The organism is Pseudoxanthomonas sp. CCNWLW251, assembly GCF_037402255.1.
Lineage (GTDB): Bacteria > Pseudomonadota > Gammaproteobacteria > Xanthomonadales > Xanthomonadaceae > Pseudoxanthomonas_A.
The window spans coordinates 243032-268938 of sequence record NZ_JBBEGA010000002.1; the positions used below are offsets into that span (position 1 = coordinate 243032).

The window sequence follows — 25907 nt, forward strand, 5'->3', positions numbered from 1 at the left end:
TCGCTCCCTGCCTCAGCCCGTGCGCAGCCGCGAGGCGTAGGTGAACAGCTCCGGCAGCGCCATCATCGCCTGGAACCACGGCATGTCCATGTGCCGCTCCACCGGCAGGCGGGGCAGCGAGAACTGCGTGGCCGGCCCCAGCCGGCCAACGCCGGCCACGTAGCTGCATGCCAGCCCGAAGCCCGCTGCGCGAACCGCCTCGACCGTGTCGTGGTTGAACGCATCGGGCCCACCCACGGGATACGAGATGACCCGCGCGGGCACGCCCAGTTCGCGCTCCAGCGCGAGCTTGGATTCGCGTACCTCGCCCACCATGCGCTCCAGCGGCAGCTTCGCCAGCATGCGGTGGTCCACGCCGTGCGACCCGATCTCCATGCCGCCACGCTGCATCTCGCGCAGCTGGTCCCAGGTCATGGGCCGGCAATCCGGGTGACCCACGGTGCGCGGGATGCCCCAGGTGGTTTCCAGCCGGGCGACCAGTGCCGCCTGCTCGTCGTCATCCAGCAGCTTCACCCGGTACAGCAGGTCGGAAGCCTGGCGCCGGCGCTCCGTCAGTGTGGCCTCCAACCCCCAGTCGATACCCAGTTCGGGCACCTGCAGGCGCGCGCCGTCGGGCACCGAGCACAGCATGTGCACCAGCCAGTCGTACGCGTACGGCCGCCCGGAATCGATATGGCCCGTGGACACGAAGAACATCGCCGACATGCCCAGATCGCGCAGGATCGGGAACGCGATGCGGTAGTTATCGTCGTAGCCGTCGTCGAAGGTGACCAGCGTGGCTCCTGCGGGCAATGGCCTGCGGCGATCGAGATGGTCCAGCACCTCGTCGAAGCGCATCGGCACGAAGTTCGCCTTCAGGTGCTGCATCTGCTGGCGGAAGACGTCCGCGGACGCGCTGATCAACTCCGGATCGAAACTGAAACCCTTCGGGTCGGACGACTCCAGCACGCGGTGGTACGCCAGCACGCGCACTTCCCCGTGCGCCCCCGGCCTCACGCGCTTCAGCAATGGCAGCGCGCCCAGCCGATGGCACCAGCGTGCCAACAGCTGCCGGCGCCCCACGCGCGCCGCGACGCTCATCGATGATCCCCTGGTCATCATCATCCGCAGTTCGGCAACCTTGCCTGTGCTGGTGAATACGTAGAAAGCCGGCGCGCGCGGCCAGCCCCTGGACTGGCCGGATCGCGCCCCGGAACGCGTATAGCTGGGAAAGCAGACATCACGCGCCAAGAAGGCGCCGACGGCGATACAGGGGCGCGTCACCAATGTCGGACGATACCGACTTCGTCAGCATGTACGAAGAGCTGGGGCTGGACGCGGAATGCGGCATGGCCGCCTTCAAGCAGGCCTATCGCCGGCGCGTGGCGGCCCTGCACCCGGACATGCAGGGCGATGCCTCGGACCTGCCGCGACTGCAGCGCCTGAATCGCCTGTACGAAGCGACCCTCGACTTCCACCGCGTGCATGGACGGCTGCCGGGCGCCTCCGCACCCCGGCGCAGCATGCACGCCCCGGCCCAGGCCGAACCCGTCGCCCACGACATGCCCGCGTACGACGAAACACCCGCGCCGCCCCGTTCACGCCGCTACCTGCTGATCGGCGCCCTGGTCGCCGCGCTGCTGTACTGGCTGGGCGCCAACCGCACCGCCGTCCCCACCCTCGATCCCGCCGGCCCCGGCGATGCCTCCGCCGCGGCATGGCAGCCACGCGCCGCGCGGCAGCTCGAACTGGGCATGGACACCGGGCAGGCGCGCAGGATCCTGGGCGAGCCGACAACCGAGCATGCTGCGCGCTGGCATTACGGTCCTTCGTGGGTCGACATCGAATGCGACAGGATCACCGGCTGGTACAGCGCACCTTCGCGTCCGCTGCCCGCAGGACGTGACTCCGCGCACCAGGCAACCGAGGGCCCACGCGGCCCGGCCGCGTGCGGCTGAGCGGACAAGGAAAGAGGACACGCGAATGTGGAGTGATACCGCCCGATTGCTGAAGAAGGCCCAGCGTCGCCTGTGGATGAAGTACGCGCTGCGCGGCGTGGGCGGCAACGACAACCATGCGCGCCTGGATCTGGCCTATCGCGTCGAGGATCCATGGAACATGGACTCGGCCATGGAGCGCACGCGCTTCGAAGCCACCAACCGCGTCATCGAGCAGGCGTTCGGCCGCGTGGGTTCGGTACTCGAGATCGGATGCGGCGAAGGACACCAGACCCAGCATCTGGCCCGCCTCAGCGACGAACAGTACGGCCTGGATGTCAGTGCTGCCGCGGTGGAACGCGCGCGCCTTCGCCTGCCGCAGGCGCACTTCGCCGCCGCCGACCTGTTCCAGCAACCGTGGGGCGACGAACGCCACCGTTTCGACCTCGTCACCGCCTGCGAGGTGCTCTATTACCTGAGCGATCCTGCGGCCACGATCGCCCGCATGCGCCATCTCGGCCGCTGCGGCCTGGTGACGTTCTTCGCGCCGGCATGCGGTCGCGTGGGGCCGCACGTCGAGGCCATTCCCGGCCTGCAGAAGACCTGGATCCACCATGGCGGCACCGCCTGGCTCATCGGCTGGTGGCGTGATGAGTGATCCGTCCACCGCGCTGCAGGGGCGCGGCGTGGTCTATTTCGGCAACGACTGGAACGCGGAGAACCGCACCAGCAGCCATCACGTCGCCACGCGCCTGGCGAACCGCATGCCCGTGCTCTACGTGGACTCCCCGGGCATGCGGGCGCCCAACACCTCCGGGCGCGACCTCAAGCGCGCATGGCGCAAGCTGGCCGCCGCGCTGCGGCCGCCGGTACCGATCCGCGAGGGCTTCTGGCATTGCACCGTGCCGCAGCTGCCGTTCCGGCGCATTCCCGGCGTGGAGGTCTTCAACCGGCTCTTCAGCCGCTGGGCCGTGCGACGCGCGCTGCGCATGGTCGGCATCACCCGTTACCTGTCGTGGTTCGTCGTCCCCCACCCGGGCTTCCTCGCGCACCGCCTGGGCGAGGACTTCTGCGTGTACTACTGCATCGACGACTATGCAGCGCATCCCGGCGTGGATGCCGACCTGATCGGTCGCCGCGACGAGGCGCTCAGCCGCGAGGCCGACCAGCTGTTCGTCGCGCCACCGTCGTTGCTGCCCCTCAAACAGGCGCTCAATCCCACGGCCACGTACGCCCCGCACGGCGTGGACCTCGACCTGTTCCTCACCGCGCGCATGCCCGACACGCCCGTGGCGGAAGGCGCACGCGACCTGAAGGGGCCCGTGGTCGGCTACATCGGCTCGATCCACGAATGGATCGACATCGAGCTGATCGCATGGCTGGCGCAACAGCGCCCGCAATGGAGCTTCCTGCTGGTCGGCCATCCGGCGGTCGATGTGTCTTCGCTGCGGGCACTGCCCAATGTGCGGCTGGCCGGCCCCCAACCCTACCCCACGCTTCCGCAATGGGCGAAGGCGTTCGACGCCGCCATCATCCCGTACCGGATGAACCGCCAGGTCGCCAACGCCAACCCGCTCAAGCTGCGCGAGTACCTGGCCACCGGCAAGCCCGTGGTGAGCACGTACAACCCCGAGATCGCGAAGTTCGCGCAGTGGGTCCGCATTGCGGAAGACCGGGGCGGCTTCCTCGCCGCCCTCGAGCAGGCACTGCGCGACGACAGCCGCGAGGCCGCCGACGAACGCGTCGCCGCCGTGGCGGCGCAGACCTGGGACCGCCGGGTCGAGGACGTGCTGGCCACCGTGACCCACGCGCTCGATCACCGACCACATACCTCCATGATGACCCCTGCCCCATGACCGTTCCCGCTTCCACCCGCCTGCGCGTTGCCATCGTCGGCGCGGGCTATGTCGCCACCCATCACCTCGCCGCCCTGGCCGAGCTGGATTTCGTCGACGTCGTCGGCATCTGCGACCCGAACCTCACCGCGGCGCAGGCGCTGGCCGACCGCTTCAAGGTGCCGCGCGTCGCGGCCCATCTGGACGAATTGGCGGACCAGCGTCCCCAGGCGGTCTATGTGCTGACGCCGCCTGCCTTCCATGCCGCCATCGCCCTGCGGGCGATGGACATGGGCTGCCATGTGCTGGTGGAAAAACCCATGGCCGATACCGTCGACGATTGCGAGGCGATGATCGCCGCCGCGCGCGCGCGCAAGCTGCAGCTCGGCGTGAACCACTCCGACCTCTTCGATCCCGTGCTCATGCAGGCCATGCAGGCCGTGCGCGACGGACGCATCGGCGACGTGGTGTCGGTGGAGATCGTGCGCAACTCGGAATATCCGCCGTATGCCGGTGGCCCGCTGCCGGGCTCGGTCACCCAGGGCTCGTATCCGTTCCGCGACCTGGGCGTGCATGGCCTGTATACCCTGGAAGCCTTCCTCGGACCGGTGCGCGAACTGCGGGTGGATTGCCAGGCCCGCGGCACCGACCCCAACCTGCACTTCGACGAATGGCAGGCGCACGCGGTGGCGCGCGATGGCGTGGGCCGCCTGCTGCTGTCGTGGAACGCCCGGCCGATGGAGAACCGCGTGTTCGTGCGCGGCACGCGCGGCACGATCGAGGTGGACCGCTTCCTGCAGACATGCCGCATCCATCGGGTGCTGCCCGGGCCGAAGTTCATCGGCATCGTGGTCAACGCCTTCGCCAGTGCATGCAAGGACGTATTCCGCGTGCCGTGGAACGTGGTGCGGTTCGCCACCGGCATGCTCAAGCCGTCACCCGGCATCCGGCGGGGCGCGGCGGAGTTCGCACGCGCCGCGCGCGACAATGCATCTCCTCCCTTCACTGGCGAGGACGCGTTGCGTATCGCGCAGCTGCTGGAACCGGTCTGCGCAGACCCCGATGCTGAGCGCATCGCGCTGCTGGAATCGCGCTACGCCGCGCTTCCGCCGGCGGACGTGCTGGTCACCGGCGCCGCCGGCTTCCTCGGCAAGCGCGTCGTGGCACGCCTGCGCGAACAGGGCAGGACGGTGCGCGTGCTGGTGCGTCGTCCCGTGGCGGCTTTTGCGCAGGACAAGGATATCCAGACCGTCATCGGCGACCTGGGCGACCCGCGCATCGTGCGCCATGCCGTCGACGGCGTGCCGCTGGTCTACCACGTGGGCGCCGCGATGCGCGGTGGACCGCGCGACTTCGAGGCCGGCACCGTCTGGGGCACGCGCAACATCGTCGATGCCTGCGTCGACGCTTCGGTGAAGCGGCTGGTGTACGTCAGCTCGATGAGCGTGTTCGACCACGCCGGGCGCGACGTGAACGCGGTGATGACCGAATCGTCGCCGCTGGAGCCACATCCCGACTGGCGCGGTGCCTACACCCAGACCAAGCTGTCGGCCGAACGCATGGTGCTGGATGCGGTGGCGCAGCGGGGATTGCCCGCCATCGTCGTGCGTCCTGGCCAGATATTCGGGCCCGGCGCCGAGAAGGTCACCCCGAACGGCGTCATCGCCCTGGCCGGGCGCTGGGTCGCCGTCGGCGACGGTGCGCAGGCACTACCGCTGGTGTACGTGGACGACGTGGTGGACGCACTGCTGTGCGCGGCCGACGCACCGGCACCGGCGCACCCGCTGTTCAACGTGGTGGACACCTCGCACATCACCCAGGCCGACTACCTGGCCCGCTGCACGCGGAAGTTCGGCGACGAAGTGAAGGTCGTGCGGGTTCCGCGCTGGATGTTCATGACCCTGGGCTTCGGCGTGGAGCAACTGGGCAGGATCCTGCGCCGCGACGTGCCGCTGACACGCTATCGCGTGCGCTCGCTGCGGCCGTTGGCGAACTTCGACACCACGGCCGCACGCACCGGCCTGGGCTGGACCCCGCGGGTGGGCGTGGAGAGGGGACTGGATGCGACGTTCGGGTGACAGCGTGACGCCGTCTGCCCGGTATGACGTGCGGGTGGAGCCGCTGCCCCCGCTGGACCTGCTGGAAACGCAATGGCGGGCCCTCGAGCAGCAATCGCGTGGCAGCTTCTTCCAGAGCTGGATGTGGATCGGCACCTGGCTTCGTACCCTGTGCCCGCTGCGGCGCGCGCGCCTGCTGTCCGTGCATGTCGAGGGCCGTGTGGTCGGCCTGGGTATCGTGGTGGAACAGCGGCGCTGGTTCGCATTGGGGCTCAAGCATGTGCGCCTGCACCAGGTCGGTGATCGCGTGGCGGACAGCATCACCGTCGAGTTCAATGGCGTGCTGTCGCTCGCGGGACACGAAGACGATGTGCTGGTCGCCTGCGTCGATCACTTCGAACGCCGTGAGCGCCACTGGCTGACCCTCTACCTGCCGGGCATCGACATGGACGCACTCCCGCTGGAGCGATTGCGATCACCGCGCCTTCGCCTGCAGAGGACCAGCAGCGCGACACCCTATGTCGATCTGGCCGGCCTGCGTCTGGGCCACCAGGATTACGTCACCACCGTGCCGGGCAGCCGCACGCGCGCCAACCTGCGCCGCACGGCACGCAAGCTGATCGACCAGTTCGGCCCACTGGCCTGCTGCACGGCGGTGACGCTCGCCGACCGGCTGGAATTCTTCGACGAACTGGTCCGCCTGCATCAGGCGCACTGGGACGAGGATTCCGGCGAACAGGGCGCGTTCGCCGATCCACGCATCATCGCGTTCCACCACGCCCTGATCGCGGCCTCCACGCAGGAGACCGGCGTCCATCTCATGCGCCTTGAGGCGGGCGGCACCATCGTGGGCTACCTGTACCACCTGGTCTGGCGCGGCATCGCGTATTTCTACCAGGCCGGCATCAACTACCGGCAGATCGGCGGCACGGGAAGCCCGGGACTGCTGCTGCTCAGCACGGCCATCAACGAGTTCGCCGGCCATGGCTTCGACCGCTACGAACTGATGGCCGGCAACGCCGAGTACAAGCGCTCACTGGCCATGGCCGAAGGCCGCATGGCATGGCTGTCGGTGGACCGGGTGGGTTGGCGTGCACGCATCGTCGACCTGTACCGCCGCCGGCATGGCCAGGAGGTCCTGCCGTGAGCATGTTGCGCACGCGGCTGCGGACACTCGACGAACTCACCGCGGCCGACTTCGAAGCCTGGGACGGATTGGCGCGTGCCACTGCGGCCTCCGTGCCCTTCCTGCTGCCCGGTTTCGTGCAAGCGGCCGCACGCTGGCTGACGCCGGATGCGCCTCCGGTGGTGCTGACCATCGAGCGCGGAAGCGATCTGCTGGCGTTGACCTGCCTGCAGCGACGCGCCGCCAATCTGTTCGTGCCGATGCCGCACTGGCGCGCGTATCGGCATCTGCATGCGTTCCAGTCCGGCATCCTGCACCTGCCGGGCGAGGCCGGCGCCATCGCCGGGGCTTTCGCCCGCCTGATGCACCGGGGCAGTTGGCGCGAACGCGCGGTCGTGTGGCACAACGTCGCCGCCGACGGCGAACTGTGGGCGGCGTTGCGCGAGGGAACCGGACTGCGCTGGAGCCAGACCGGTTTCTCGCGCAGACCGGTACTGCGCCGCATTGCGGGGGATGTGCCGGCCGCCGCGCGGGTCCGGCCGAACGTGGCGAAGGACCTGCGTCGACGGTCGCGTCGACTGCAGGAACGCGGCGATGTCAGCCTGCGCATCCTCGAAGGGCGTGAGGCCGACTCCCATGCAGCCAGCCGCCACCTGACCCTGGAGGATGCGGGCTGGAAGGGCGCACAGGGCAGCTCGATGCTCGCATCCGGCGCGGAGCGCACGTTCTTCCTGGAAGCCAGCGCGCGCCTGGCGGATCGCGGCCACATGGTGTTCGTGGAAACGCTGTGCGGCGACCGCGTGGTGGCGTCCAGCAGCAACCTGCTGTGCGGCAATGGATTGAGCGGATTCAAGACGGGCTGGGATGCGGACTTCGCCAACGCCAGCCCCGGCAAACTCAACGAATGGCACCTGCTGCAGGCCCTGGACGGGCGATGGCCCGAGCTGGCCCTGTTCGACAGCCAGGCCCACGAAGATTCCTACATGGGCGAGTTGCTGCCCGACCGCCAACCCATGGCCTCCGGCATCCTGCACGCAGGCGGGCTGCCGCGTGGATTGATCGCGGCGGCGCGCCCGTTGCGCCCGCTCGCGTACAGGCGGGGACACGACAACTGACGCCGCCCGGCATCACGCGATCTGTTCGCGGTGCCAGGCGATTTCTTCGGCCGTCAAGCGCAGGCGGCGCTGCGCAGGCCTGATCATTGTCGGCGCCGGAAATTCCTCCGGTGGCAGGCTGCGCCAGAACCATGCGTCGCCAATCCGCAGGCTGCGTACCGTCGCATAGCGACTGAAACCCATCGCGTCGTGGGCCCGCAACGACGGCCGGTTGGACACGCTCACGTCGGAGAAATACTCCATCGGCGTGGATTCGACGCTCATCCCCTGCCCCATCATCGCCACCAGCAGGCGCCGCCCGCGCCGCCTGGGTACCACGAACGCATCGCGCAGCCATACCTGGGAGGGCGTCAGCGGCAGTTGCCACGCCAGTTCGTCCATGTAGCGCGGCACGCCATGCAGCGCCCAGAACCATGCCACCAGTTCCTCGCCCTCGAGGATGCCGAAGCAGCGCATGCCGTGGCGATAGCGCCGCAGGATGCGTTCCGGTTTCCCCGACATGCCGTTCGCGCGGTACGCCGCCACCAGGCGGTCCATGTCCGCTTCCCGCAGTTCGACGAAGCGCTGCTCCTCCGACAGCGCCATCGTGCACTGCTTCGCCGCCGGCCGTCGCAGCAAGGCGATGGCATCGAAATGAATCATGGTGTGCTTTCCCCTTCTCGCACCCGATCTTCGAGGTGTCGCCGACGCGACATCCCCAGTCCCGCCAGCGCGTCCCCGACCAGGTCGCGCCCGACGCCCCACATCGCACCACCATACACAACCATGCCCACCAGCACTTCGCCCGCCAGCCGCCAGCCGATGGCCAGGTGCGCCTGCGTGGCCCACCGCCAGGCCAGCACGGCCGCTCCCATCACCACGCACGCCAGCGCGATGCGCAGCCAGGGCGCCGCCAGCCCCTGCAGGCGCAGGCCGTCGGCGCGGCATGCCCTCACGGTGAGCAGCCACTGCACGAGCGCAGCCACGCCGATGGCACCCGACGCCATCAGCACACCGCCCTTCGACAGCAGCCACAACGACGACACCAGGGTCGCCATGGTCGCCACCTCGATCCACATCAGCCAATGATTGCGCGCATGTGCCGCGAGGAACGCGGACAGGATGAAGCTGCCCGTCCCGGGCAGCGACGCGAGGGCGAGCACGCCCAGCAGCGGCGCGACCTGCGACCAGGCCGGGGGCAGCAGCGCGGCGACCAGGGTGGGCGCGCATATCGCCAGGCCCGCCGACATCGGGAACAGGAGCAATGCCGCGAACGTCAGCGCGCGCACCATCAGTGCGGGCCGCTCCTGTGGCGGCGCGCGCGTCACGGCCGGCACCATCACCGTGCCGATATGCCCCCCCACATAGACCGCAGGCAACTGCGCAAGATTGAACGCCATGCCATAGCTGCCTGCGTCATGCGCGCCCACGAGCCGGAACATCAAGGGCTTGTCCCAGTAGCGCGCACCCTCGCTGAGGACGATCTCGCCCGTGATCGGTGCGCCGAAGCGGAGAATGTCGCGCAGCCGCGCGGCGGATACCTTCACCGGCAGCAGCCAGTCGCGCAGGCGCGTGGCCGTGATCGTCGCGCCGGCAATGACGCAGGACTGGACGATGAAGGCGATGATCATCGCCTGCCCGCCCAGCGTGGTCGTGCTGACCAGCGAGACGGCCACCACCGCATAGGCCACGTCGCCGAGCGCGGTGCCCAGCGCGATCCGCCCGAAGCGCAGCTCGCGTGCGAGCAGCTTGTCCGGCATCGCGCCGAGGCGGCGGATACCGATGCCCAGCAGGGCGCCAGGCAGGTAGTCGGCCACCCGCGGGGCCTGCAGCCAAAGCGCGAGCGTCGGCGTGGCCCACCAGAGCACTGCGATCATCGCGATGCCTGCAAGCAGGTACACCATGCTCGCGGCGAAGATGGCCTCCCTGCCCTCGCCCCCACGGACCACGACATACTGGCCGCACCCCCACGCGGCGATCCAGTTGCCGGTCAGCGCGATGACCGTGGCCACGGTCACTTCGGCCACGATGTCGGGCGTCAGGTGGCGTGCGATCAGCAGCGTTCCTACCAGGCCCACGGCGCGCCCCGACAGGCCGCCGATGATGCCGAGTGCGGCGCCGGAAAAGATCTTTCGGTGATCGTTCAAGCAAGCGTCCCGTGCCGGTGCAAGTATCCGGTGACCGGATGATCGCTCACGTCGTCTCCAGGCGCATCCCGCGCCGCCGCCAGCCTTCGCGCATCCACGCCATCATCGGCCGTTCGACGCCACGGTTCAGGCCCACCGCCAGGGCCAGCGACAGCGCAGCGGCCACCGCGCACGCCAGCAACGCCGGCACGCCACGCTGCTCCAGCTGATGGATCACCACGAAACCGATGGCCTGGTGCACCAGATACAGCGCATACGAGATGCCGCCCAGGAACACGAACAGGCGCGTGTCGAGGAATCCCAGCCCGCCCCGGAGGAACAGCGCGAAGATCGCGCAGCAGGCCAGCGCCACCGGCAGGAACACCGGCCGCTCGCCGATCGCGATGGCCAGCAGCGCCAACAGCACCATCACGAAGTTGAGCCGCCACTCGCCGGGATAGCGATGCATGCGATAGAAGAGAATGCCCAGCGCGAAGAACGGAATGAAGCGCAGGACCAGCAGTTCCCGCACCCAGTACGAGAAGTGCCAGTGATGCTTCTCGCACAGGCCCTCGACCGTCGCCAACAGCAGCCATCCGCCGATGATCCAGTGGATGCGCCCGAGCTGGCCGACCACGAACCAGAACAGCATCTGCACGTAGAAGAACAGTTCGATCTGCAGGGTCCAGTAGGACCCGTCCAGATGCTCGGCACCGAGGATCTCCTGCACCATCGTGAAATTGAGCAGCAGCGCCCCCAGCGGAAGCTGCTGCATCGACAGCCCGGCGGCATACACCACGGCGGCGGTGAGCAGGACGGCCGCCCAATAGCCCGGAAAGAGCCGGGAGAAGCGCGACACCACGAAATCCATGGCGTTGCGCGTGCGCTCCAGCGTCATGAAGATCACAAAGCCGCTGATCAGGAAGAACAGGTAGACGCCGTACTTGCCCACCCGCAGGTCCAGCGCCATGCCGCCGGCATGGCCTATCTGCTCCTGATAACGCGTTGTGAAGTGGTAACCCAGCACGGCGACAGCGGCGATACCGCGCAGGGCGTCCAGTTCCACCATCCGCGAGGGCGTAGACGTTTCGTGACCCACCCTGTTCCCCTGCATCGGCATGACTCGGTTCTGATAACGCCAACCACACCGTGCTGCGGACAGCATGGCCGCCTCTCCTCCACGGCTCCTGCATGCGTATCCTGATCGTCACCTCCCAGTTCCCGATCGCCGGCGAACCCAACCGCGGCCGCCCCGTCTACCAGACCGCGCGCGAACTGTCGCGGCTCGCCGAGGTGAAGGTGATCAGCCCGGTCGCTTCGTATCCCCGCTGGGCACAGCCGCGCAGCTACCTGTATCGCCCCGTGGAAGATGCGCAGGTCGCGCCCGGCTGCGACGTGGACCATGTGCGCTATCCCGCGTTGCCGGCGATCAGCCGCCCTTTCAATGGCCATCTGTGTGCACGGGCGCTCGCCGCGCCGCTGCGCGCCTTCGCACCTGACGTGGTGCTGGCCTACTGGCTGTATCCGGACGGCTACGGCGCGATGCGGGCTGCACGCGCGGCCGGCGTCCCCTTCATCGCAGGTGCACGCGGCTCCGACCTGCGCGTGCGGGATGCCATCAGCCGCCGCCTGACCCGACCCGTGGTCCGCGCGGCGCGCCGGCTGCTGGTGGTCAGCGAAGACCTGGGGCGCGTCGCAGTCGAGGGCTACGGCGCCGAGCCGCATCGTGTCCGCGCGATTCCGAATGGCTGCGATGCCAGTCTGTTCCATCCCGGCGACCGCAGCGCCGCGCGGGGCGCGCTCGGCGTGGCGGAGGATGCCGAGGTGGTGCTTTACGTGGGACGTCTCGTCGCCGAGAAGGGCCTGCGCGAACTGCTGCAGGCGTCGCGCCGCCTGGTGGCGCAGCGGCCACGCGCCCGCGTGGTACTGGTGGGTGAAGGACCCCTGCGGGGCGAGCTGGACGCGGCGCTCGCCGCCGATCCCTCGTTGCCGCTGCAACTCGCCGGTGCACAGGCCCCCGCCGAAGTGGCGCGCTGGATGGTCGCCGCCGATGCCATCACGCTGCCCAGCTATTCGGAAGGTCATCCGAACGTGCTGGTCGAAGCGCTGGCGTGCGGCAGGCCCGTGGTGGCGACCCCTGTCGGCGGCATCCCGGAAGTCGTGGATGCGGCCAACGGCGTGCTGGTCCCGGCGCGCGATGCGGACGCGCTGGCGGCCGCACTGGTGCAGGCACTGGAACGGAACTGGGACGAAGCCGCACTCGCGCGGCGCTTCTCCCGGGATTGGGAGCAGGTCGCCCGGGAAACCCTGGATGCCTGCGGGGAAGCGCTCGCCGAAACGCATGCCGGCCGGGCGTACTACGCCACCGGCCGGGCCTGACAAGAACACGGACAGGGGAAGCAGCACATGTGCGGAATCGCGGGTTTCATGGGTCCCAGCGTCGTCTCGACGGAGGCGCGGCCCTGGCTGGAGCGGATGATCCAGCCTCTGGCGCACCGCGGCCCGGACGGCTTCGGTTTCCACGCCGAGCCGAGTATCGGACTGGCACACGCGCGCCTGTCGATCATCGACCTGTCCACCGGCGACCAGCCCATCCACAATCCGCGCCGCACCGTGTGGACGGTGTTCAACGGGGAGATATTCAACTTCGTCGAACTGCGCAGGATGCTGGAGGACAAGGGCCACGTGTTCTACACGCAGTCCGACACCGAGGTGATCGTGCACCTGTACGACCGCTACGGCGAGGACTTCGTCCATCACCTCAACGGCCAGTTCGCCATCGCCCTGTGGGACAGCGAACGCCAGCGCCTGGTGCTGGCGCGCGACCGGGCCGGCATCCGTCCGCTGTACTACACCCGCCAGCGCGGTCGCCTGTGGTTCGCCTCCGAAGTGAAATCGCTGCTGGCGGTACTGCCGGAGTGCGCGCACCTCGAGCCGCAGGCGTTGCTGCAGACGCTGACCTACTGGGCCCCGGTGGATCCGGAGACGCTCTACCAGGGCGTGCAGAGCCTGCCACCGGGGCATGTGCTGACGGTGGAGCGCGACGGGCGCCAGCACCTGCGCCGCTATTGGGACTGGACGTTCCCCGACGCGGACGCGACATCGCCTTCACGGTACCCGCTCACGCTGGAACAGGCCACGGCGGAGCTGCGCGAACTGCTGGTCGATGCGGTGCGCCTGCAGCTGCGTGCCGACGTTCCGGTGGGCGCCTACCTCAGCGGCGGCCTCGACTCCTCCGGCATCGTCGCCCTGATCCGCGGCTTCACCGACACGCCGGTACGCACGTTCTCGGTGGCGTTCGAGGATGGCGAGTTCGACGAAAGCGCGCACCAGCAGGCGATGGTGCGGCACCTGGGCACCGACCACACCACGCTGATGTGCACGCGCCGCGACATCGGCAATGCGTTTCCGCGCCTGATCCGCCACACGGAAACACCCGTGCTGCGCACCGGGCCCGTCCCGCTGATGCTGCTGGCCGGCAGTGTGCGCCAGCACGGCTACAAGGTCGTGCTGACCGGCGAAGGCGCCGACGAAGTGTTCGGCGGCTACGACCTGTTCAAGGAAGCCAAGGTGCGACGCTTCTGGGCGCGCCAGCCCGGCTCGCGCCTGCGACCGCGCCTGCTGGAGAAGCTGTACGGCTACCTGCAGAACTCGCCGGTGAGCAGTCCCGCGTTCGCGCAATCGTTCTTCGGCCAGGGCATGGAGCACCTCCACCGGCCGATCTTCGCGCACGTGCCGCGCTGGACCACCTCGCAGCGCGCCTTCGCCTTCCTGTCGCCGGACCTGCGGACCACGGCCGCGCACTGGGACCCGCTGGAGGCGTACGAGCACACGCTGCCGCCGGACATCGCGCGATGGAGCGATCTCGCGCGCGACCAGTACGTGGAAGCCAAGTCGCTGCTGGCCGGCTACCTGCTGTCCTCGCAGGGCGACCGGGTGGCGATGGCGAACTCGATCGAGGGCCGTTTCCCGTACCTCGACCATCGCGTCATCGAGTTCGCCAACCGCCTGCCGCCCAGCTTCAAGATCCGCGGCATGACGGAAAAGTACCTGTTGCGGCGTGCCCTGGCGGAACTGCTGCCGCCGGATATCGTGCAGCGGACCAAGCAGCCGTACCGCGCACCGGACAGCCAGAGCTTCTTCTTCGACGGCAAGCCGCTGGACTACGTCGCCGACCTGCTGTCGCCCGATGCGATCCGCGATGCCGGCTATTTCGACCCCGCGCCGGTATCGCGGCTGGTGGAGAAGTGCCGGCTTGGACGGGCGACGGGCTTTGCCGACAACCAGGCATTCGTGGGCATCCTTTCCACGATGCTGGTGCACCGCCAGACCGTCGAGGCGCGCTTGTCGCCCCTCCCGGCGGCACAACCTTCCGGCGCGGTCGCGTAGGACGCACACTCGGACATATCGAGGGGATCAAGGCATGGATTGGCGGGTCAAGGGCACCATCCAGAAAATTCTCGGCGCGCTGCCCGGTGGGCACGGGCTGCACTTCCACCTGCAGCGCCGCTTCGGCGGCCTGCGCGATTTCGACGGTGAACTCGCGACCAAGGTGGACGACTGGGAAATCATGATCGGCCACCTGCGCGGCGCCGGCGTGGTGCTGCCCGGCGTCCGCTGCTTCGAGATCGGTACCGGGTGGTACCCGACGTTCCCGTTCGCCTGCTATCTGGCAGGTGCCGCACGCGTGACCACGTACGATCTCAACCCGCACCTGCGCATGGACCTGACGTTGCGCTGTGCGGACGTGCTCGGCCGTTTCCTCGACCGCATCGCCACCGCCGCCGGAGTTCCGCTCGCCGACGTCGAACAGCGCCATCTGCAGCTGCTCGACCGCCTACGCGCGGGTGCCGACCTCGACGCCGCCAGTGGCGGCGTGATCCATTACCGCTCGCCGGCGGATGCCACCCGCACCGCACTTCCGGACGGCGATGTCGATGTGGTGTTCTCCAACAGCGTGCTCGAACACGTGCCGCCGGATGTGATCGATGCGATGTATGCCGAATCCATGCGCATCCTGTCGCCGCGCGGCCTGATGTTCCATTCGGTCAATTGCGGCGACCATTACGCGTACGTGGACCGCAGCATCCACCAGCTGCACTACCTGAAATATTCCGACAACCAGTGGCAGCGCTGGAACAACGCGTTTCTCTATCAGAACCGCCTGCGCGCGCACTGGTTCGTGGAAGGCGCGCGCCGGCATGGATTCGACATCGACCTGGACACGTCCACGACGCGGCCCGAACGCATGCGCCAGCTCGCCGGCACGCCCGTGCACCCGCAGTTCGCCCACGTCCCGGCCGAGCAGCTGTGCATCACCAGCGTGGATTTCATCGCGCGCAAGCCGGCTGCGAGCGCGGCCGGCTGACCCTCGCGCGCTACTGCGACGCAGCCTGTGCCGGTGCGGGTGTTGCGGGCGCAGGGGCGATACGCAGCAGCTTGCCGTCGGGTGCCGGCGCATCCACCAGCACGTACAGCGCGCCATCCGGCCCCTGCCGCACATCGCGGATCCGCTGGTTGCGTTCGGTCAGCAGGCGTTCTTCGTGCACCACGCGGTCGCCGTCCAGTTCCAGGCGGATCAGCGCCTTGTCCGCCAGCGCGCCCAGGAACAGGTTGCCGTTCCAACCCGGCAACGCGTCGCCGGTGTAGAACGCCATGCCGCTGAGACCGGGGGACTTCGCCCAGACGTGATGGGGCTGCTCCATGCCGGGCGCCGCCTTGCCCTGCGAACCCGGTACGGGCCGGCCGCTGTAGTCGATCCCGTGGGTGATCACGGGCCAGCCGTAGTTGAGGCCGGCTTTGGGCAGATTGAGTTCATCGCCGCCCATGGGCCCATGTTCGGTGGCCCACAACTGGCGCGTCACGGGATGCAGGGCTGCACCCTGCACGTTGCGATGCCCGTACGACCAGATCTCGCCACGGGCACCTGCGCGCGACACGAAGGGATTGTCAGCCGGCACCGTGCCATCGGGATGGATGCGCGCGATCTTGCCCGAGAGCTTGTCCAGCTCCTGCGCCGTGGCCGCACCGACGCGATTGTCGCCCTGGGTGACGAACAGATTGCCCTGGTCGTCGAACACCAGCCGTGCGCCGACATGGGTGCCGTGCGAGAGCTTGGGCTCCTGCCGGTACACGACGGTCGACTCGACCAGCGCATCACCCTGCAGCTTGCCGCGCACGACTGCAGTCCCTGCCTTGTTGCCGCGGAAATTGGGCTCGGCGAAGGCCAGGTAGACCCATCCGTCCTGCGGGTAACCGGGTGACAGTGCGACGTCCAGCAGGCCGGCCTGTCCGTCGACGAAGATCTCGGGCAACCCGGTGAGGGGTGCCGACACGCTGCCGTCGGCGGCGATCCTGCGCAGTCGCCCCGCCCGTTCGGTGACCAGCATGCCGCCGCCGGGCAGGAAGGCGAGCGACCACGGATGGTCGAGGCCGACGACCTGTTCCGACACCACGAAATCCTGCCTCTCCGACGCGTAGGCCGTTGGCGCCGGATCCTGCACCGAGCGGGGAGGCGCCGCGGGCGCGGCGACGGGATCGGCCTGGCGGCACGCCGCCAGCGCCAGGACCAGCAGACACAGGGAGAAACGCATCGTGGACTCCTGTCGGCGCGGATACTGGGCGGCGATGGTAGCACCGGCGGATCGGCGGCCAGCACCTGATCCGGATGGCCGGTGATACGCGGAACCGCCGTTCATGTGAGCAGCAACGGAACAAGAAGCGTTGGGGAAACCATGCCGCAGAAGCAGCAGATCAAAACCTTCATCCTGCAGAACTTTCTCTTCTCGGATGACCCTTCCGCCGTGGGCGATCAGGATTCGCTGATCCAGGGCGGCATCATCGACTCGACAGGGATCCACGAGCTGGTGTTCTTCCTGGAGGACGCGTTCAAGCTGCAGATCGCGGCGGAGGAGATGACTCCCGCCAACTTCGATTCCATCCAGACCGTCGACGCGTTCGTCTCGCGCAAGCTGGCCGGCTGACCCGTCGCGTACGCCGTCGCCATGGAGCGCCTCGCCACCCGACTCGCGCGGATCGCACGTACCACGCCGCAACGCATCGCGATGGTGGAGGGCGAGCGCACGATCGACTACGGCAGCTTCTGGTCGCAAGCGTCCGGCTTCGCGCACCACCTGCGTGAGGCCGGCCTGCAGGCCGGCGAACGCGTGGCGCTGGTGCTTCCGAACAGGATCGAAGCCGCCGTTGCGCTGTATGGCATCTGGCTGGCCGGCGGCGTCGCCGCGCCCCTGAATGCGCAGGCACGCTCGCGCGACTTCATGCCCTGGCTGCGCCACTGCGGCGCGCGCTTCGTGGTGCATGAGAGTGGCCATCGCGACATGGAGCAGACGCTGGCGCAATGGGACGACACCGCTCCCACGCCACGCGCGATCGCGCTGTCCCCGGACGACGACCTGCCACGTGCCGAGGGCGACGACGACTGGCCGCAGGACGATGCCGACGACACGCTGGCACAACTGCTCTACACCTCGGGCACGACAGGTGAGCCCAAGGGCGTGATGCTGAGCCATGGCAATCTCGCCGCCAACACCGATGCCGTCGTCGCTTATCTGGAGCTGACGCGCGACGACGTGATCGTCAGCGTGCTGCCGTTCTACTACGCCTACGGCGCATCGGTGCTGCATACCCACCTGGCCAGCGGTGCGTGCATCGTGCTTGGCCCGGGCATGGTCTTCCCGATCCAGGTGCTCGACGCGCTGCAGCGCCACCGCGCGACCGGCTTCTCCGGCGTTCCGTCCACCTACGTGTTGCTGATGGACATGCTGGAGCGCCGCAGCCACGACCTGTCTTCGCTGCGTTACCTGACGCAGGCGGGAGGTGCGATGGCGCCCGCCGTGGCCGACCGTGTCCGCGCCGTGCTTCCGGATGCGCGCCTGTTCCTGATGTACGGCCAGACCGAAGCCACATCGCGGATCAGCTGGCTCCCGCCGGAACGGCTTGACGACAAGCGCGGCTCGGTCGGCATCCCGGTGCAGGATACACAGTGGCGCATCCTGCGCGAGGACGGCAGCCCCGCCTCGACGGGCGAAGCAGGCGAAGTCTGCGTGCGTGGGCCCGGCATCATGCAGGGCTACTGGAACCATCCCGCCGGCACCGGGGCAGTCCTGCGCGATGGCTGGCTGCATACCGGTGATCTCGGCCATGTCGACGCCGACGGCTATCTGTTCCTGCAGGGCCGACGCAGCGACATGATCAAGACCGGTGCCCACCGCGTGCACCCCAACGACGTGGAAGAAGTCATCGCAGAACTTGCCGGCATCCGCGAAGTGGCGGTGGTCGGTATCGACGACGACACGCTGGGCCAGGTCATCAAGGCCTTCGTGGTGGCGGACGAATGCATCCCCCGTGCGGAAGACCGCATCAAGGCACACTGCCGTGCACGCCTGCCGGCCTACAAGATTCCCCGACACATCACCTTCGTCGAAGCCCTGCCGCGGACTGCATCCGGCAAGGTAAGACGCGTCCAACTGACGGAGCAGACCACGACACCATGAGCCAGCTCGATCACCATGTCCTCGACATCGACTACCAGAGCGAAGCCGACCGTATCGCGGCGCGCCTGCGCGAGATCACCGCGCGCCAACTGCACCGGCGCGGCCTTGTGGTCGCGATCTCCGGCGGCATCGACAGCTCGGTCAGCGCCGCGCTCGCGGTGCGCGCGTTGGGGCCCGACCGCGTGTTCACGCTGATCCTGCCCGAACAGGATTCCTCCGACGACAGCGCCGCGCGCGCGCGCATCCTCGCCGAACACCTCGGCGTGCGGACCGAGACGGTGGACATCGCTCCCGCCCTCGCGGCCATCGGCTGCTACCGCGCCCGCGACGAAGCCGTGCGCAACACCCTGCCCGAATACGGCGAGGGCTGGAAGTTCAAGATCGTCATCGACGGCGGCACCGAAGGCCGCATCAACCGATTCCGCCTGATCGCGCAGTCGCCGGATGGCGCCATGCACGAGCGCGATCTCGCGCTGGCCGACTACCTGACGATCGTCGCCGCGACCAACTTCAAGCAGCGCATCCGCAAGACGTTGGAGTACTTCCACGCCGACCGCTTGAACTACGGCGTCGTCGGCACGCCGAACCGGGTGGAGTACGACCAGGGCTTCTTCGTCAAGAACGGCGACGGCTCGGCCGACGTCAAGCCGATCGCGCACCTGTACAAGTCGCAGGTCTACGGCATGGCACGCCACCTCGGCCTGCCGGAGCGCGTCTGCGCCGCGATCCCGACCACCGACACCTACAGCCTGAGCCAGGGCCAGGACGAGTTCTACTTCGCCCTGCCCTACCAGCAGATGGATCTCGCCATCTGGGCGCTCAACCATGGCCGCCCCGCCAGCGAGCTCGCCATCGCCCTGGGCATCACGCCGGCGCACGCGCAGGCCGTCTACGACGACGTCCGCAACAAGCGCCGCACCACGAAGTATCTGCACATGGCGCCGGTGTTGGCCGGCGACGTTCCCGAACTGGACTGAGCGATGAACGCCATGCCCACCCCGCCGCAGTACCTCGTGGGAGCCGGCCATCCGGCGCGCGACCGGGAGACGGTGCTGTCGTTGTGGCGTGGCAATCTGGGCCAGGACGCCCGGATGACCGCAAAGTACGAGTGGTTCTACCTGCGCTGCCCGCATGGCGAGCCACTGTTGCAGTTGCTGCTTGATGTCCCGACGCAGACGCACGTGGGCACGGCATCCGCAGGCAGGCGCCGCCTCGTGTGGCAGGGGCGGGAACTGCGCGGGGGCGTGCTCGTGGACCTCGCCGTGCTGCCCCAGCATCGTTCACTGGGGCCCGCACTGATGCTGCAGCAGGGATTGATCGCGGCTGCGGGTGAAGCGCTCGATGTTCTCTACGGCTTCCCGAATCCCAAGGCCGCCCCGGTGTTCAAGCGGATCGGGTATGCCCAGTCCGCGCATCTGGTGCGCTACGCACGCGTGCTGCGCCACGCCCACTATCTTCGCAGCCGCCTGCCAGGCTGGCTCGCGTCGCCCGCAGGCTGGGCCGCCGACAGGGTGGTCGCGCTTCGCGATGCATGGTCGCGCCTGCGCGGCCCGGCGTTGCGCTCGGCATGGACGGACCAGGCCGACGCCCGCATCGATGCCGTGTGGGCGGACTCCCACAAGGGCGACGATGTCATGGCGGTACGCGATGTCGGCCATCTGCGCTGGCGCTTCGACGAATCTCCGCTGGCGACCACCCGCTATCTGCTGGTGAAGCGTGCACGCGACCGTGCCCTGCAGGCCTGGTTCGCCGTGCAGCGCATCGAGGGCACGCTGCATGTGCGCGACTTCTGGTCCCTCGACGGCACCAACGGCATGGCGGCCATGCACGTGGGCGAGCTGCTTCGTGCCGCGCGTACGCTGGGCTGCGCGGCTGTCTCGGTGGAGATGTGCGCCTCGGACGCGCAACGCGCGGGATGGCAGGCGCTGCATTTCGTCGAGCGCGGACGCAGGCCGGTGTTCACGCGCTGGAGCTCGTCAGGCGAACCGGCAGCCGCCGCGTCGCTGTTCCTGACCTCGGCAGACGAAGACGAATAACGCGCGCGGCGGCACCCGTGCCTGACAGCGTCAGGCCAGGCGGCGCGCCTGTCGGCGGAACAGGTACAGGGCCAGCCAGTCTTCGCGGAACCGTCCCTTGCCATCGACCACCGCGTCGGTTTCGAAGCCGGTCCGGCCCAGCAGCCAGCCGACGCCCGGCGTCGTGGGATTCAGTACCGGCACGCTGGTGAACAGCAATTCGTAACCGGCTTCCCGCGCCCGCTGCGCGATGGCGGCATCGAACGATCCATGGGGAAACGACATCGACTCCGCACTGGCATGCGTCTGCCCCAGATGCTGGGCGAGCGCTGCGCGTGCGCCGGCAAGTTCCGCATCCAGATCAGCCGCAAGCCTCATCGGTGTATGGGTCTTGCCATGCAGGCCCAGGGCAACGCCCCCGGCTTCAAGCTGATGCAGTTCCTCGGCAGTGACCATGTGGCGGTGCCCGTCATCGAGCCGCGCCATGAAAGGCTCCAGTACGCGCGCGCGGACATCCGCCTCCAATGCCTCGAGGCGCGCGATCACCTCGCGCAGGGCGCCGATGGTCTCATCGACCTGGGCCCCTGGCGCCTCGCCAGCCGGCAACGCAGCTGCCAGTTCGTGCACACCCAGCGCTCCGCGTCGCCAGGCGCCGATGAGGCGTTCCTGGAAGAAAGGCTGCCGGGTTCCCACCGCATCCGCCACCACGAACAGCAGCGCCGGCAAGCCCGCCCGCTTCAACGCGGGAAGCGCGTAGTGGGCATTGTCGGCCCAGCCGTCGTCGAAAGTGATCAACAGGGATCTTGGCGGCAGGGGCGCGCCTGTCCTGCGCGACGCCAGCACCTGCTCCAGCGATACCACGCTGTAGTGGCGACGGAAGAACGCCAGCGACTGTTCAAGCCAGCGCGTGGCCAGCGTGTAGTCGGGATCGCAGGTCGCCCAGCGCGGATCGTCCGGACTCAAGGTACGATGGAACATCACCACCGTCAGGCTGTCGGCGTTGCGCAGCCGGTGATAGAGGCCGAGCAACCCGATCGTGTACAACAGCTTCTTGGAGACGTCCTTCAGCATGGCGCCCGACATCGAAGTTTCAGTGATTATACCGACGTACAACCGTCGGGACCTGTTGCCGCGCGCCATCGATTCCGTGCTGGCGCAGACCCACCGCGTCGACGAGATCATCGTGGTGGACGACGGCTCCACCGATGGCACGGCCGACATACTGCAGGCGCGCTACGGCGAACGCGTGAAGCACGTGTGGCAATCCAACGCAGGCGTATCGGCCGCACGCAACCATGGCCTCCGCCTCGCCCGTGGACGCTATCTCGCCTTGCTCGACAGCGACGACGAGTGGTTGCCGGAAAAGACCGCGCTGCAGGTGGCCTTCCTCGAATCCAGGCCGGACTTCGGCATGGTCGTCTGCGACGTCGAGCGCATCGATGGCGACTACCGGCACATCGACGTCTTCCACCGCCGCGAGGTGATCCGCGAGGATGGCTGGGCGTTGAGATGGCTGCTGCACAATCCCGCATTGATTCCCGCATCGGTCATGCTCCGCCGGCAGGTGGTGGACCAGCTGGGCGGGTTCGATGAGGCATTGCGCACTGCCGAGGATCTCGAATTCCACCTGAGGGTCGCACGTCATTGGCCGATCGGTGTCGTCGAACTGGCACTGGTGCGCGCGATGCGGGGCCATGATGGCCTGTCGGCGGCGAGCAGCACGTACGACGACTATGTCCGCGTGGTCGAAGCCGCTGTCGCCGGTGCCCGCGGCACGCTTGACGACGGCGAACTGGACGCCGCGCTTGCCGGCACCTACCTGCGCAATGCGCGCGGCATGCTGATACGCCGCCGCTGGGTTGCGGGCGGCAGACTGGCCAGCCGCGCCTGGCGGCTCTCGCGGGACAGGGGACAGCGTCGCGAGATCCTGGCCCTGTTGCCATTCGGCCTGAAACGCTTCCTGCGCGGACTGCTCCCCGCCGGCTGAATTTCCCTTCCGCATGCGCGGCCGCTCAGCGCGCGCCGCGGCCGAACAGCACGACCTCTACGGTCTGCAGCAGGATCATCACGTCGAACACCAGACCATGGTTCTTGACGTAGAACAGATCGAACTTGAGTTTCTCTTCCGCATCGCGCACCGATGCACCGTAGGGGTAGCGCAGCTGCGCCCACCCGGTCAGACCGGGCTTGACGCTGTGCCGCACGCCGTAATAACGCACTTCATCGTTGAGCATGTCGACAAAATGCGGGCGCTCCGGCCGCGGCCCCACGAAGCTCATGTCGCCGCGCAGCACCGCGATGAGCTGCGGCAGCTCGTCCAGGCGCGTCTTGCGGATGAAGCGTCCCACCCGCGTGCTGCGGTCGTCATCCTTGCTGGCCCAGATTGCGACACCGCCCTTCTCGGCATCCACCCGCATGCTGCGGAACTTGGTCAGCGTGAAATGCCGCCCACGCTCGCCCACGCGTGTCTGGCTGTAGAAGACGGGTCCGCCCGATTCGAGCCAGACAGCAAGGCCCACCAGGACCATCAGCGGCCAGCTCACCAGCAACAGCGCGCCCGCCGCCAGCAGGTCGAAGAAGCGCTTGCTGAGGCGACGTGGCGTGGAGTAATCGAAGCCCCCCGAGAACACCAGCCAGGACGGGTCCACCGCGTTGAGCTGCACCATGCCCGCTTCGCGTTCGAAGAAGCTGGACAGGTCGACCACGGATATCCCCTGTTGTACGCATTGGAGCATCTGCTCCATGGGTAGCCCGCCGCGACGCTCATCGGGCGCGATGACCAACTCGTCGATCAGCAGGCGTTCGGTCAGGGCATGCAGTCCTTCATCCCCCATGTGGACCAGCATGTCCTCGCGCACCAGCACGGGCTGGCCCGGCACCGGCACGAATCCCACGACAGAGAACGTGCGACGGTCCGAGCGGCGCCGCATGCAGGAATTGATCAGGTCCGCATTACGGCCTGCACCGAGAATCAGGACGCGCTGCTTCAGGACGTCCGAATGGAACACCCGCACCCACCCGATGCGGACCAGCACGATGCCAACCACTCCGATGCCCAGCGTGATGGCCAGCACGCCGCGACCGAGATACGCAGGAGGCACCAGGTAATACAGGACGACGAGCGCGATGCCGCCAAACGCGAACGAGAGCGCCAGGCGCAGGACGAAGTCCATGCGGGAGTGCCGGACGTGGGTCTGGTAAAGGCCGAAGGCGGTCATGGAGCCGGTGATGGCCAAGGCCACCAGTGCCGCGCGCCACGGCGTCTGTTCCAGGAACATCACCTGGTATTCCGGATCCGTGTGGAAGCGGATCCACGCCGCCGCCATCACGGCTGCGAACAGTACGACCACCTCCCCCAACCACAGGAACCGGATCACCCGGTCCTTGCGGCTCTTGTGCGCTGCCTTCATCGACGCCCCCTGCTGCCGTACCGGCCAGCACCCTCGGCCCGTACCGCGATACGTTTCATTCCGTCGCCACGCGGCCATCCCTTCCCGGGAAAACCATCGCTCTGGCGCCGGTACGTCTTCTTACTTCCGACACACCTCCTCGAACGTGACTTTCCGCCAGTGCCGGACACGGGAACGAAAAAAGGCCGCCCCGAAGGGCGGCCTCTGGTCGCAACAGAGGAAAACGGCCGCGCGTCAGCGGCGGACAACGCCCCTTCGGTAACGCGCAGCGGGCGCCTGCCGCCAGCGCGGCCGCTCGCGGACCGCCGGCAGCGTGGCCGGCGCAGGGGTGGCAATGGCCGGTTGGGACGCGGTCACCGGCTGTGCCGCCGCTCCGGACGCGCGTGAGGGGATCAACGGTTGCGACCCATTCACCCGGATCGGGTCGGAGACCTGGTCGATGTCGAACTGTTCGAACGCCCCCACGTCGATGCGGTTCTCCAGCAGAAGACGGGCGTGCGCATCGCCCATCGCGAGTTTGGTCCGCAACGGCGGATCGAAGGCCGGCAGCAGCTGCGGCGACGGGAACGGGAAAGCGGTTGGCGTCACGGGCGTATTGTTGCCCGCGTTCAACAGGGGACTGCCCGCGCGCGGACGAAGGTTGCGCTGCGCCAGATCGACGAACATCGGGTCGTTGCCGCGCAGCGTGCCCGTCCATTCCGTCGGCACCATCGCCGCCGCCGTCTGCACCCAGTTGTTGGAGCCGGCGACCTTGCGGCCATCCGACCAGGGCTCCCTGCTCTGCGGACCACAGTACGGCGTGTCGACATTGCTGGCTGGATTCTCGCGGACGATGCTGGGCGCACTGCCCGCTGCCGGCTGGTAGATCACATTGTTGTGCATCTCCAGCGAGCCCTGTCCCAACTGGACCAGCACGGCGTTCGCCGTGCCGGAGCGGTCCATCAGGATGGTGTTGTTCACCAGGCGCGTGCGCCCCTGGTTGCGTCCGTTGAGATCGCCGCCAATGCGCAGCGCATTGCCCGAACGACTCGTCGAACGATGGATGATGACGTTGCCGACGAGCTCGGCGTCTTCGCGCCGGAGATCCGCCGTCCAGCCGGACTTCTGCGTCTCGCAGTCGGGCCCGATCAGCTCGACTTCGTGCAGGTCCGACCCCTCGATCCAGTTGTAGTGGATTTCGGCACGCTGGTGGCGCACGCGCACCAGCACGCCACCCGTGGCGCTGTGCACGTAGTTGTAGCGCATCCTGAAGACGGTGTCCGGATAGGCCACTTCGTCGGACTGCATGTAGATCGCGTGCCGGCGGTCACCCTGACCCGAGCGGGCGATCTCGCTGTATTCGAGCGTGAACGAACCGGAGTTCTGGTCGGCGCCCAGGATGCCGTGCGAGGGACAGTCATGCACGTAGGCATCGCGTACCGTGGCGTTGTGGGCTTCGCTGAAAATGCAGGAGCTCGTTCCGCCGGTCACCTCGAAGCCTTCCAGCACGACGTGGTTCGACTGCTCGAACTTGATGGTATGGGTGCCCCCCGAAAGCACCGGCCGGGTTGCCCCGGCGACACGGCGCCACCTGATCGTCACCGGGCTGGCTTCCGTACCGCTGTCATCGCTACCCACCACGATATTGCCGGCGTAGGTCGCATTGCCGTCTACTTCGACGATGTCGCCAGGCGCCAGATTGACGCTGCTGAAGAGGGTCGTGAGCTGCGTATAGGTGCGCCCCGGGCCGACGTTGTAAGTCGCGGCAGCCGCGCTCAAGGGGACAGCCGCCAGCAGCCCCAGCCCAAGCAAGGGTTTTGAGAAATGCATCAAATG

General features: G+C 68.2%; 22 protein-coding genes. 14 read left to right on the forward strand and 8 right to left on the reverse strand.

What is annotated here, in order from left to right:
- Positions 1-12: 12 nt before the first annotated feature.
- Positions 13-1080 (reverse strand): polysaccharide deacetylase family protein, encoded by a 1068-nt coding sequence (locus WBN46_RS08075; RefSeq protein ID WP_337731088.1) that lies wholly within the window; start codon positions 1078-1080, stop codon positions 13-15.
- Between the two features lie 185 nt (positions 1081-1265).
- Here WBN46_RS08075 and WBN46_RS08080 point away from each other — a divergent pair, with 185 nt between their 5' ends.
- The 6 genes from WBN46_RS08080 to WBN46_RS08105 are packed head-to-tail and all read left to right on the forward strand — an operon-like array spanning position 1266 to position 8049.
- Positions 1266-1937 carry a J domain-containing protein gene (locus WBN46_RS08080; protein WP_337731089.1) on the forward strand — a complete coding sequence of 224 codons (672 nt, stop codon included), beginning with the start codon at positions 1266-1268 and terminating at the stop codon, positions 1935-1937.
- A 25-nt stretch (positions 1938-1962) separates the two neighbouring features.
- Complete coding sequence (locus tag WBN46_RS08085; protein WP_185742035.1) at positions 1963-2574, forward strand: class I SAM-dependent methyltransferase; 612 nt, start codon at positions 1963-1965, stop codon at positions 2572-2574.
- Positions 2567-3772, forward strand: a complete 1206-nt coding sequence (locus tag WBN46_RS08090; RefSeq protein ID WP_337731090.1) for a glycosyltransferase — start codon at positions 2567-2569, stop codon at positions 3770-3772. The genes WBN46_RS08085 and WBN46_RS08090 overlap by 8 nt, the downstream gene beginning before the upstream one ends.
- Positions 3769-5829 carry an NAD-dependent epimerase/dehydratase family protein gene (locus WBN46_RS08095; RefSeq protein WP_337731091.1) on the forward strand — a complete coding sequence of 687 codons (2061 nt, stop codon included), beginning with the start codon at positions 3769-3771 and terminating at the stop codon, positions 5827-5829. Before WBN46_RS08090 ends, WBN46_RS08095 begins: the two co-directional genes overlap by 4 nt.
- 4 nt (positions 5830-5833) lie before the next feature.
- Positions 5834-6955 carry a GNAT family N-acetyltransferase gene (locus tag WBN46_RS08100; RefSeq protein ID WP_337731092.1) on the forward strand — a complete coding sequence of 374 codons (1122 nt, stop codon included), beginning with the start codon at positions 5834-5836 and terminating at the stop codon, positions 6953-6955.
- A 2-nt stretch (positions 6956-6957) separates the two neighbouring features.
- Positions 6958-8049 carry a GNAT family N-acetyltransferase gene (locus WBN46_RS08105; protein WP_337731899.1) on the forward strand — a complete coding sequence of 364 codons (1092 nt, stop codon included), beginning with the start codon at positions 6958-6960 and terminating at the stop codon, positions 8047-8049.
- 12 nt (positions 8050-8061) lie between these two features.
- Here WBN46_RS08105 and WBN46_RS08110 read toward each other — a convergent pair whose 3' ends face one another.
- Genes WBN46_RS08110 through WBN46_RS08120 form a run of 3 tightly spaced genes read right to left on the reverse strand, consistent with a single transcriptional unit; the run spans position 8062 to position 11253 of the window.
- Positions 8062-8691, reverse strand: a complete 630-nt coding sequence (locus WBN46_RS08110; RefSeq protein ID WP_337731093.1) for a hypothetical protein — start codon at positions 8689-8691, stop codon at positions 8062-8064.
- Positions 8688-10175 carry an oligosaccharide flippase family protein gene (locus WBN46_RS08115; RefSeq protein WP_192201505.1) on the reverse strand — a complete coding sequence of 496 codons (1488 nt, stop codon included), beginning with the start codon at positions 10173-10175 and terminating at the stop codon, positions 8688-8690. The genes WBN46_RS08110 and WBN46_RS08115 overlap by 4 nt, the downstream gene beginning before the upstream one ends.
- 46 nt (positions 10176-10221) lie before the next feature.
- Positions 10222-11253 (reverse strand): acyltransferase, encoded by a 1032-nt coding sequence (locus WBN46_RS08120; RefSeq protein ID WP_337731094.1) that lies wholly within the window; start codon positions 11251-11253, stop codon positions 10222-10224.
- A gap of 92 nt (positions 11254-11345) precedes the next feature.
- On the opposite strand from WBN46_RS08120, the gene WBN46_RS08125 reads away from it, so the two are divergent.
- The 3 genes from WBN46_RS08125 to WBN46_RS08135 are packed head-to-tail and all read left to right on the forward strand — an operon-like array spanning position 11346 to position 15522.
- Positions 11346-12533 carry a glycosyltransferase gene (locus tag WBN46_RS08125; RefSeq protein ID WP_337731095.1) on the forward strand — a complete coding sequence of 396 codons (1188 nt, stop codon included), beginning with the start codon at positions 11346-11348 and terminating at the stop codon, positions 12531-12533.
- Positions 12534-12560: 27 nt separating this feature from the next.
- Positions 12561-14543, forward strand: coding sequence for an asparagine synthase (glutamine-hydrolyzing) (gene asnB, locus WBN46_RS08130; RefSeq protein WP_337731096.1), 1983 nt, complete (start codon positions 12561-12563; stop codon positions 14541-14543).
- A gap of 34 nt (positions 14544-14577) precedes the next feature.
- Entirely contained in the window at positions 14578-15522 is a 945-nt protein-coding gene (locus tag WBN46_RS08135; protein ID WP_337731097.1) for a class I SAM-dependent methyltransferase, read from the forward strand.
- A gap of 10 nt (positions 15523-15532) precedes the next feature.
- On the opposite strand, the gene WBN46_RS08140 is transcribed toward WBN46_RS08135, so the two are convergent.
- Complete coding sequence (locus WBN46_RS08140) at positions 15533-16747, reverse strand: PQQ-dependent sugar dehydrogenase (RefSeq protein ID WP_337731098.1); 1215 nt, start codon at positions 16745-16747, stop codon at positions 15533-15535.
- A 105-nt stretch (positions 16748-16852) separates the two neighbouring features.
- Between WBN46_RS08140 and WBN46_RS08145 the strand changes: the two genes are divergently transcribed.
- From WBN46_RS08145 to WBN46_RS08160, 4 genes are read left to right on the forward strand one after another with little or no spacing between them, the layout of a single operon-like run.
- The gene (locus WBN46_RS08145; protein WP_337731099.1) at positions 16853-17137 is read left to right on the forward strand and encodes an acyl carrier protein; all 285 of its coding nucleotides are present in this window, start codon (positions 16853-16855) and stop codon (positions 17135-17137) included.
- A 21-nt stretch (positions 17138-17158) separates the two neighbouring features.
- A complete protein-coding gene (locus WBN46_RS08150; protein ID WP_337731100.1) occupies positions 17159-18667 on the forward strand; it encodes an AMP-binding protein in 1509 nt (502 codons plus the stop codon).
- Entirely contained in the window at positions 18664-19644 is a 981-nt protein-coding gene (nadE, locus tag WBN46_RS08155) for an NAD(+) synthase (protein WP_192201511.1), read from the forward strand. Before WBN46_RS08150 ends, nadE begins: the two co-directional genes overlap by 4 nt.
- Positions 19645-19647: 3 nt before the next feature.
- Positions 19648-20703 carry a hypothetical protein gene (locus WBN46_RS08160; RefSeq protein WP_337731101.1) on the forward strand — a complete coding sequence of 352 codons (1056 nt, stop codon included), beginning with the start codon at positions 19648-19650 and terminating at the stop codon, positions 20701-20703.
- Between the two features lie 30 nt (positions 20704-20733).
- Here the strand turns inward: WBN46_RS08160 and WBN46_RS08165 are convergent, their stop codons facing one another.
- A complete protein-coding gene (locus WBN46_RS08165; protein ID WP_337731102.1) occupies positions 20734-21765 on the reverse strand; it encodes a polysaccharide deacetylase family protein in 1032 nt (343 codons plus the stop codon).
- On the opposite strand from WBN46_RS08165, the gene WBN46_RS08170 reads away from it, so the two are divergent.
- Positions 21752-22669 carry a glycosyltransferase gene (locus WBN46_RS08170; RefSeq protein WP_337731103.1) on the forward strand — a complete coding sequence of 306 codons (918 nt, stop codon included), beginning with the start codon at positions 21752-21754 and terminating at the stop codon, positions 22667-22669. The two genes, WBN46_RS08165 and WBN46_RS08170, sit on opposite strands and share 14 nt — an antisense overlap.
- 25 nt (positions 22670-22694) lie before the next feature.
- Here WBN46_RS08170 and WBN46_RS08175 read toward each other — a convergent pair whose 3' ends face one another.
- Positions 22695-24092 (reverse strand): TIGR03013 family XrtA/PEP-CTERM system glycosyltransferase, encoded by a 1398-nt coding sequence (locus WBN46_RS08175; protein WP_337731104.1) that lies wholly within the window; start codon positions 24090-24092, stop codon positions 22695-22697.
- Between the two features lie 234 nt (positions 24093-24326).
- The gene (locus tag WBN46_RS08180; protein ID WP_192201516.1) at positions 24327-25901 is read right to left on the reverse strand and encodes a right-handed parallel beta-helix repeat-containing protein; all 1575 of its coding nucleotides are present in this window, start codon (positions 25899-25901) and stop codon (positions 24327-24329) included.
- Positions 25902-25907: the final 6 nt, after the last annotated feature.

Bases quoted from the DNA above. Each gene is read 5' to 3' on its own strand.
- WBN46_RS08075 (WP_337731088.1), bottom strand. From the start codon at position 1,080: ATGAGCGTCGCGGCGCGCGTGGGGCGCCGGCAGCTGTTGGCACGCTGG.
- WBN46_RS08080 (WP_337731089.1), top strand. From the start codon at position 1,266: ATGTCGGACGATACCGACTTCGTCAGCATGTACGAAGAGCTGGGGCTG.
- WBN46_RS08085 (WP_185742035.1), top strand. From the start codon at position 1,963: ATGTGGAGTGATACCGCCCGATTGCTGAAGAAGGCCCAGCGTCGCCTG.
- WBN46_RS08090 (WP_337731090.1), top strand. From the start codon at position 2,567: ATGAGTGATCCGTCCACCGCGCTGCAGGGGCGCGGCGTGGTCTATTTC.
- WBN46_RS08095 (WP_337731091.1), top strand. From the start codon at position 3,769: ATGACCGTTCCCGCTTCCACCCGCCTGCGCGTTGCCATCGTCGGCGCG.
- WBN46_RS08105 (WP_337731899.1), top strand. From the start codon at position 6,958: ATGTTGCGCACGCGGCTGCGGACACTCGACGAACTCACCGCGGCCGAC.
- WBN46_RS08110 (WP_337731093.1), bottom strand. From the start codon at position 8,691: ATGATTCATTTCGATGCCATCGCCTTGCTGCGACGGCCGGCGGCGAAG.
- WBN46_RS08125 (WP_337731095.1), top strand. From the start codon at position 11,346: ATGCGTATCCTGATCGTCACCTCCCAGTTCCCGATCGCCGGCGAACCC.
- asnB (WP_337731096.1), top strand. From the start codon at position 12,561: ATGTGCGGAATCGCGGGTTTCATGGGTCCCAGCGTCGTCTCGACGGAG.
- WBN46_RS08135 (WP_337731097.1), top strand. From the start codon at position 14,578: ATGGATTGGCGGGTCAAGGGCACCATCCAGAAAATTCTCGGCGCGCTG.
- WBN46_RS08140 (WP_337731098.1), bottom strand. From the start codon at position 16,747: ATGCGTTTCTCCCTGTGTCTGCTGGTCCTGGCGCTGGCGGCGTGCCGC.
- WBN46_RS08150 (WP_337731100.1), top strand. From the start codon at position 17,159: ATGGAGCGCCTCGCCACCCGACTCGCGCGGATCGCACGTACCACGCCG.
- nadE (WP_192201511.1), top strand. From the start codon at position 18,664: ATGAGCCAGCTCGATCACCATGTCCTCGACATCGACTACCAGAGCGAA.
- WBN46_RS08160 (WP_337731101.1), top strand. From the start codon at position 19,648: ATGAACGCCATGCCCACCCCGCCGCAGTACCTCGTGGGAGCCGGCCAT.
- WBN46_RS08170 (WP_337731103.1), top strand. From the start codon at position 21,752: ATGGCGCCCGACATCGAAGTTTCAGTGATTATACCGACGTACAACCGT.
- WBN46_RS08165 (WP_337731102.1), bottom strand. From the start codon at position 21,765: ATGTCGGGCGCCATGCTGAAGGACGTCTCCAAGAAGCTGTTGTACACG.
- WBN46_RS08175 (WP_337731104.1), bottom strand. From the start codon at position 24,092: ATGAAGGCAGCGCACAAGAGCCGCAAGGACCGGGTGATCCGGTTCCTG.
- WBN46_RS08180 (WP_192201516.1), bottom strand. From the start codon at position 25,901: ATGCATTTCTCAAAACCCTTGCTTGGGCTGGGGCTGCTGGCGGCTGTC.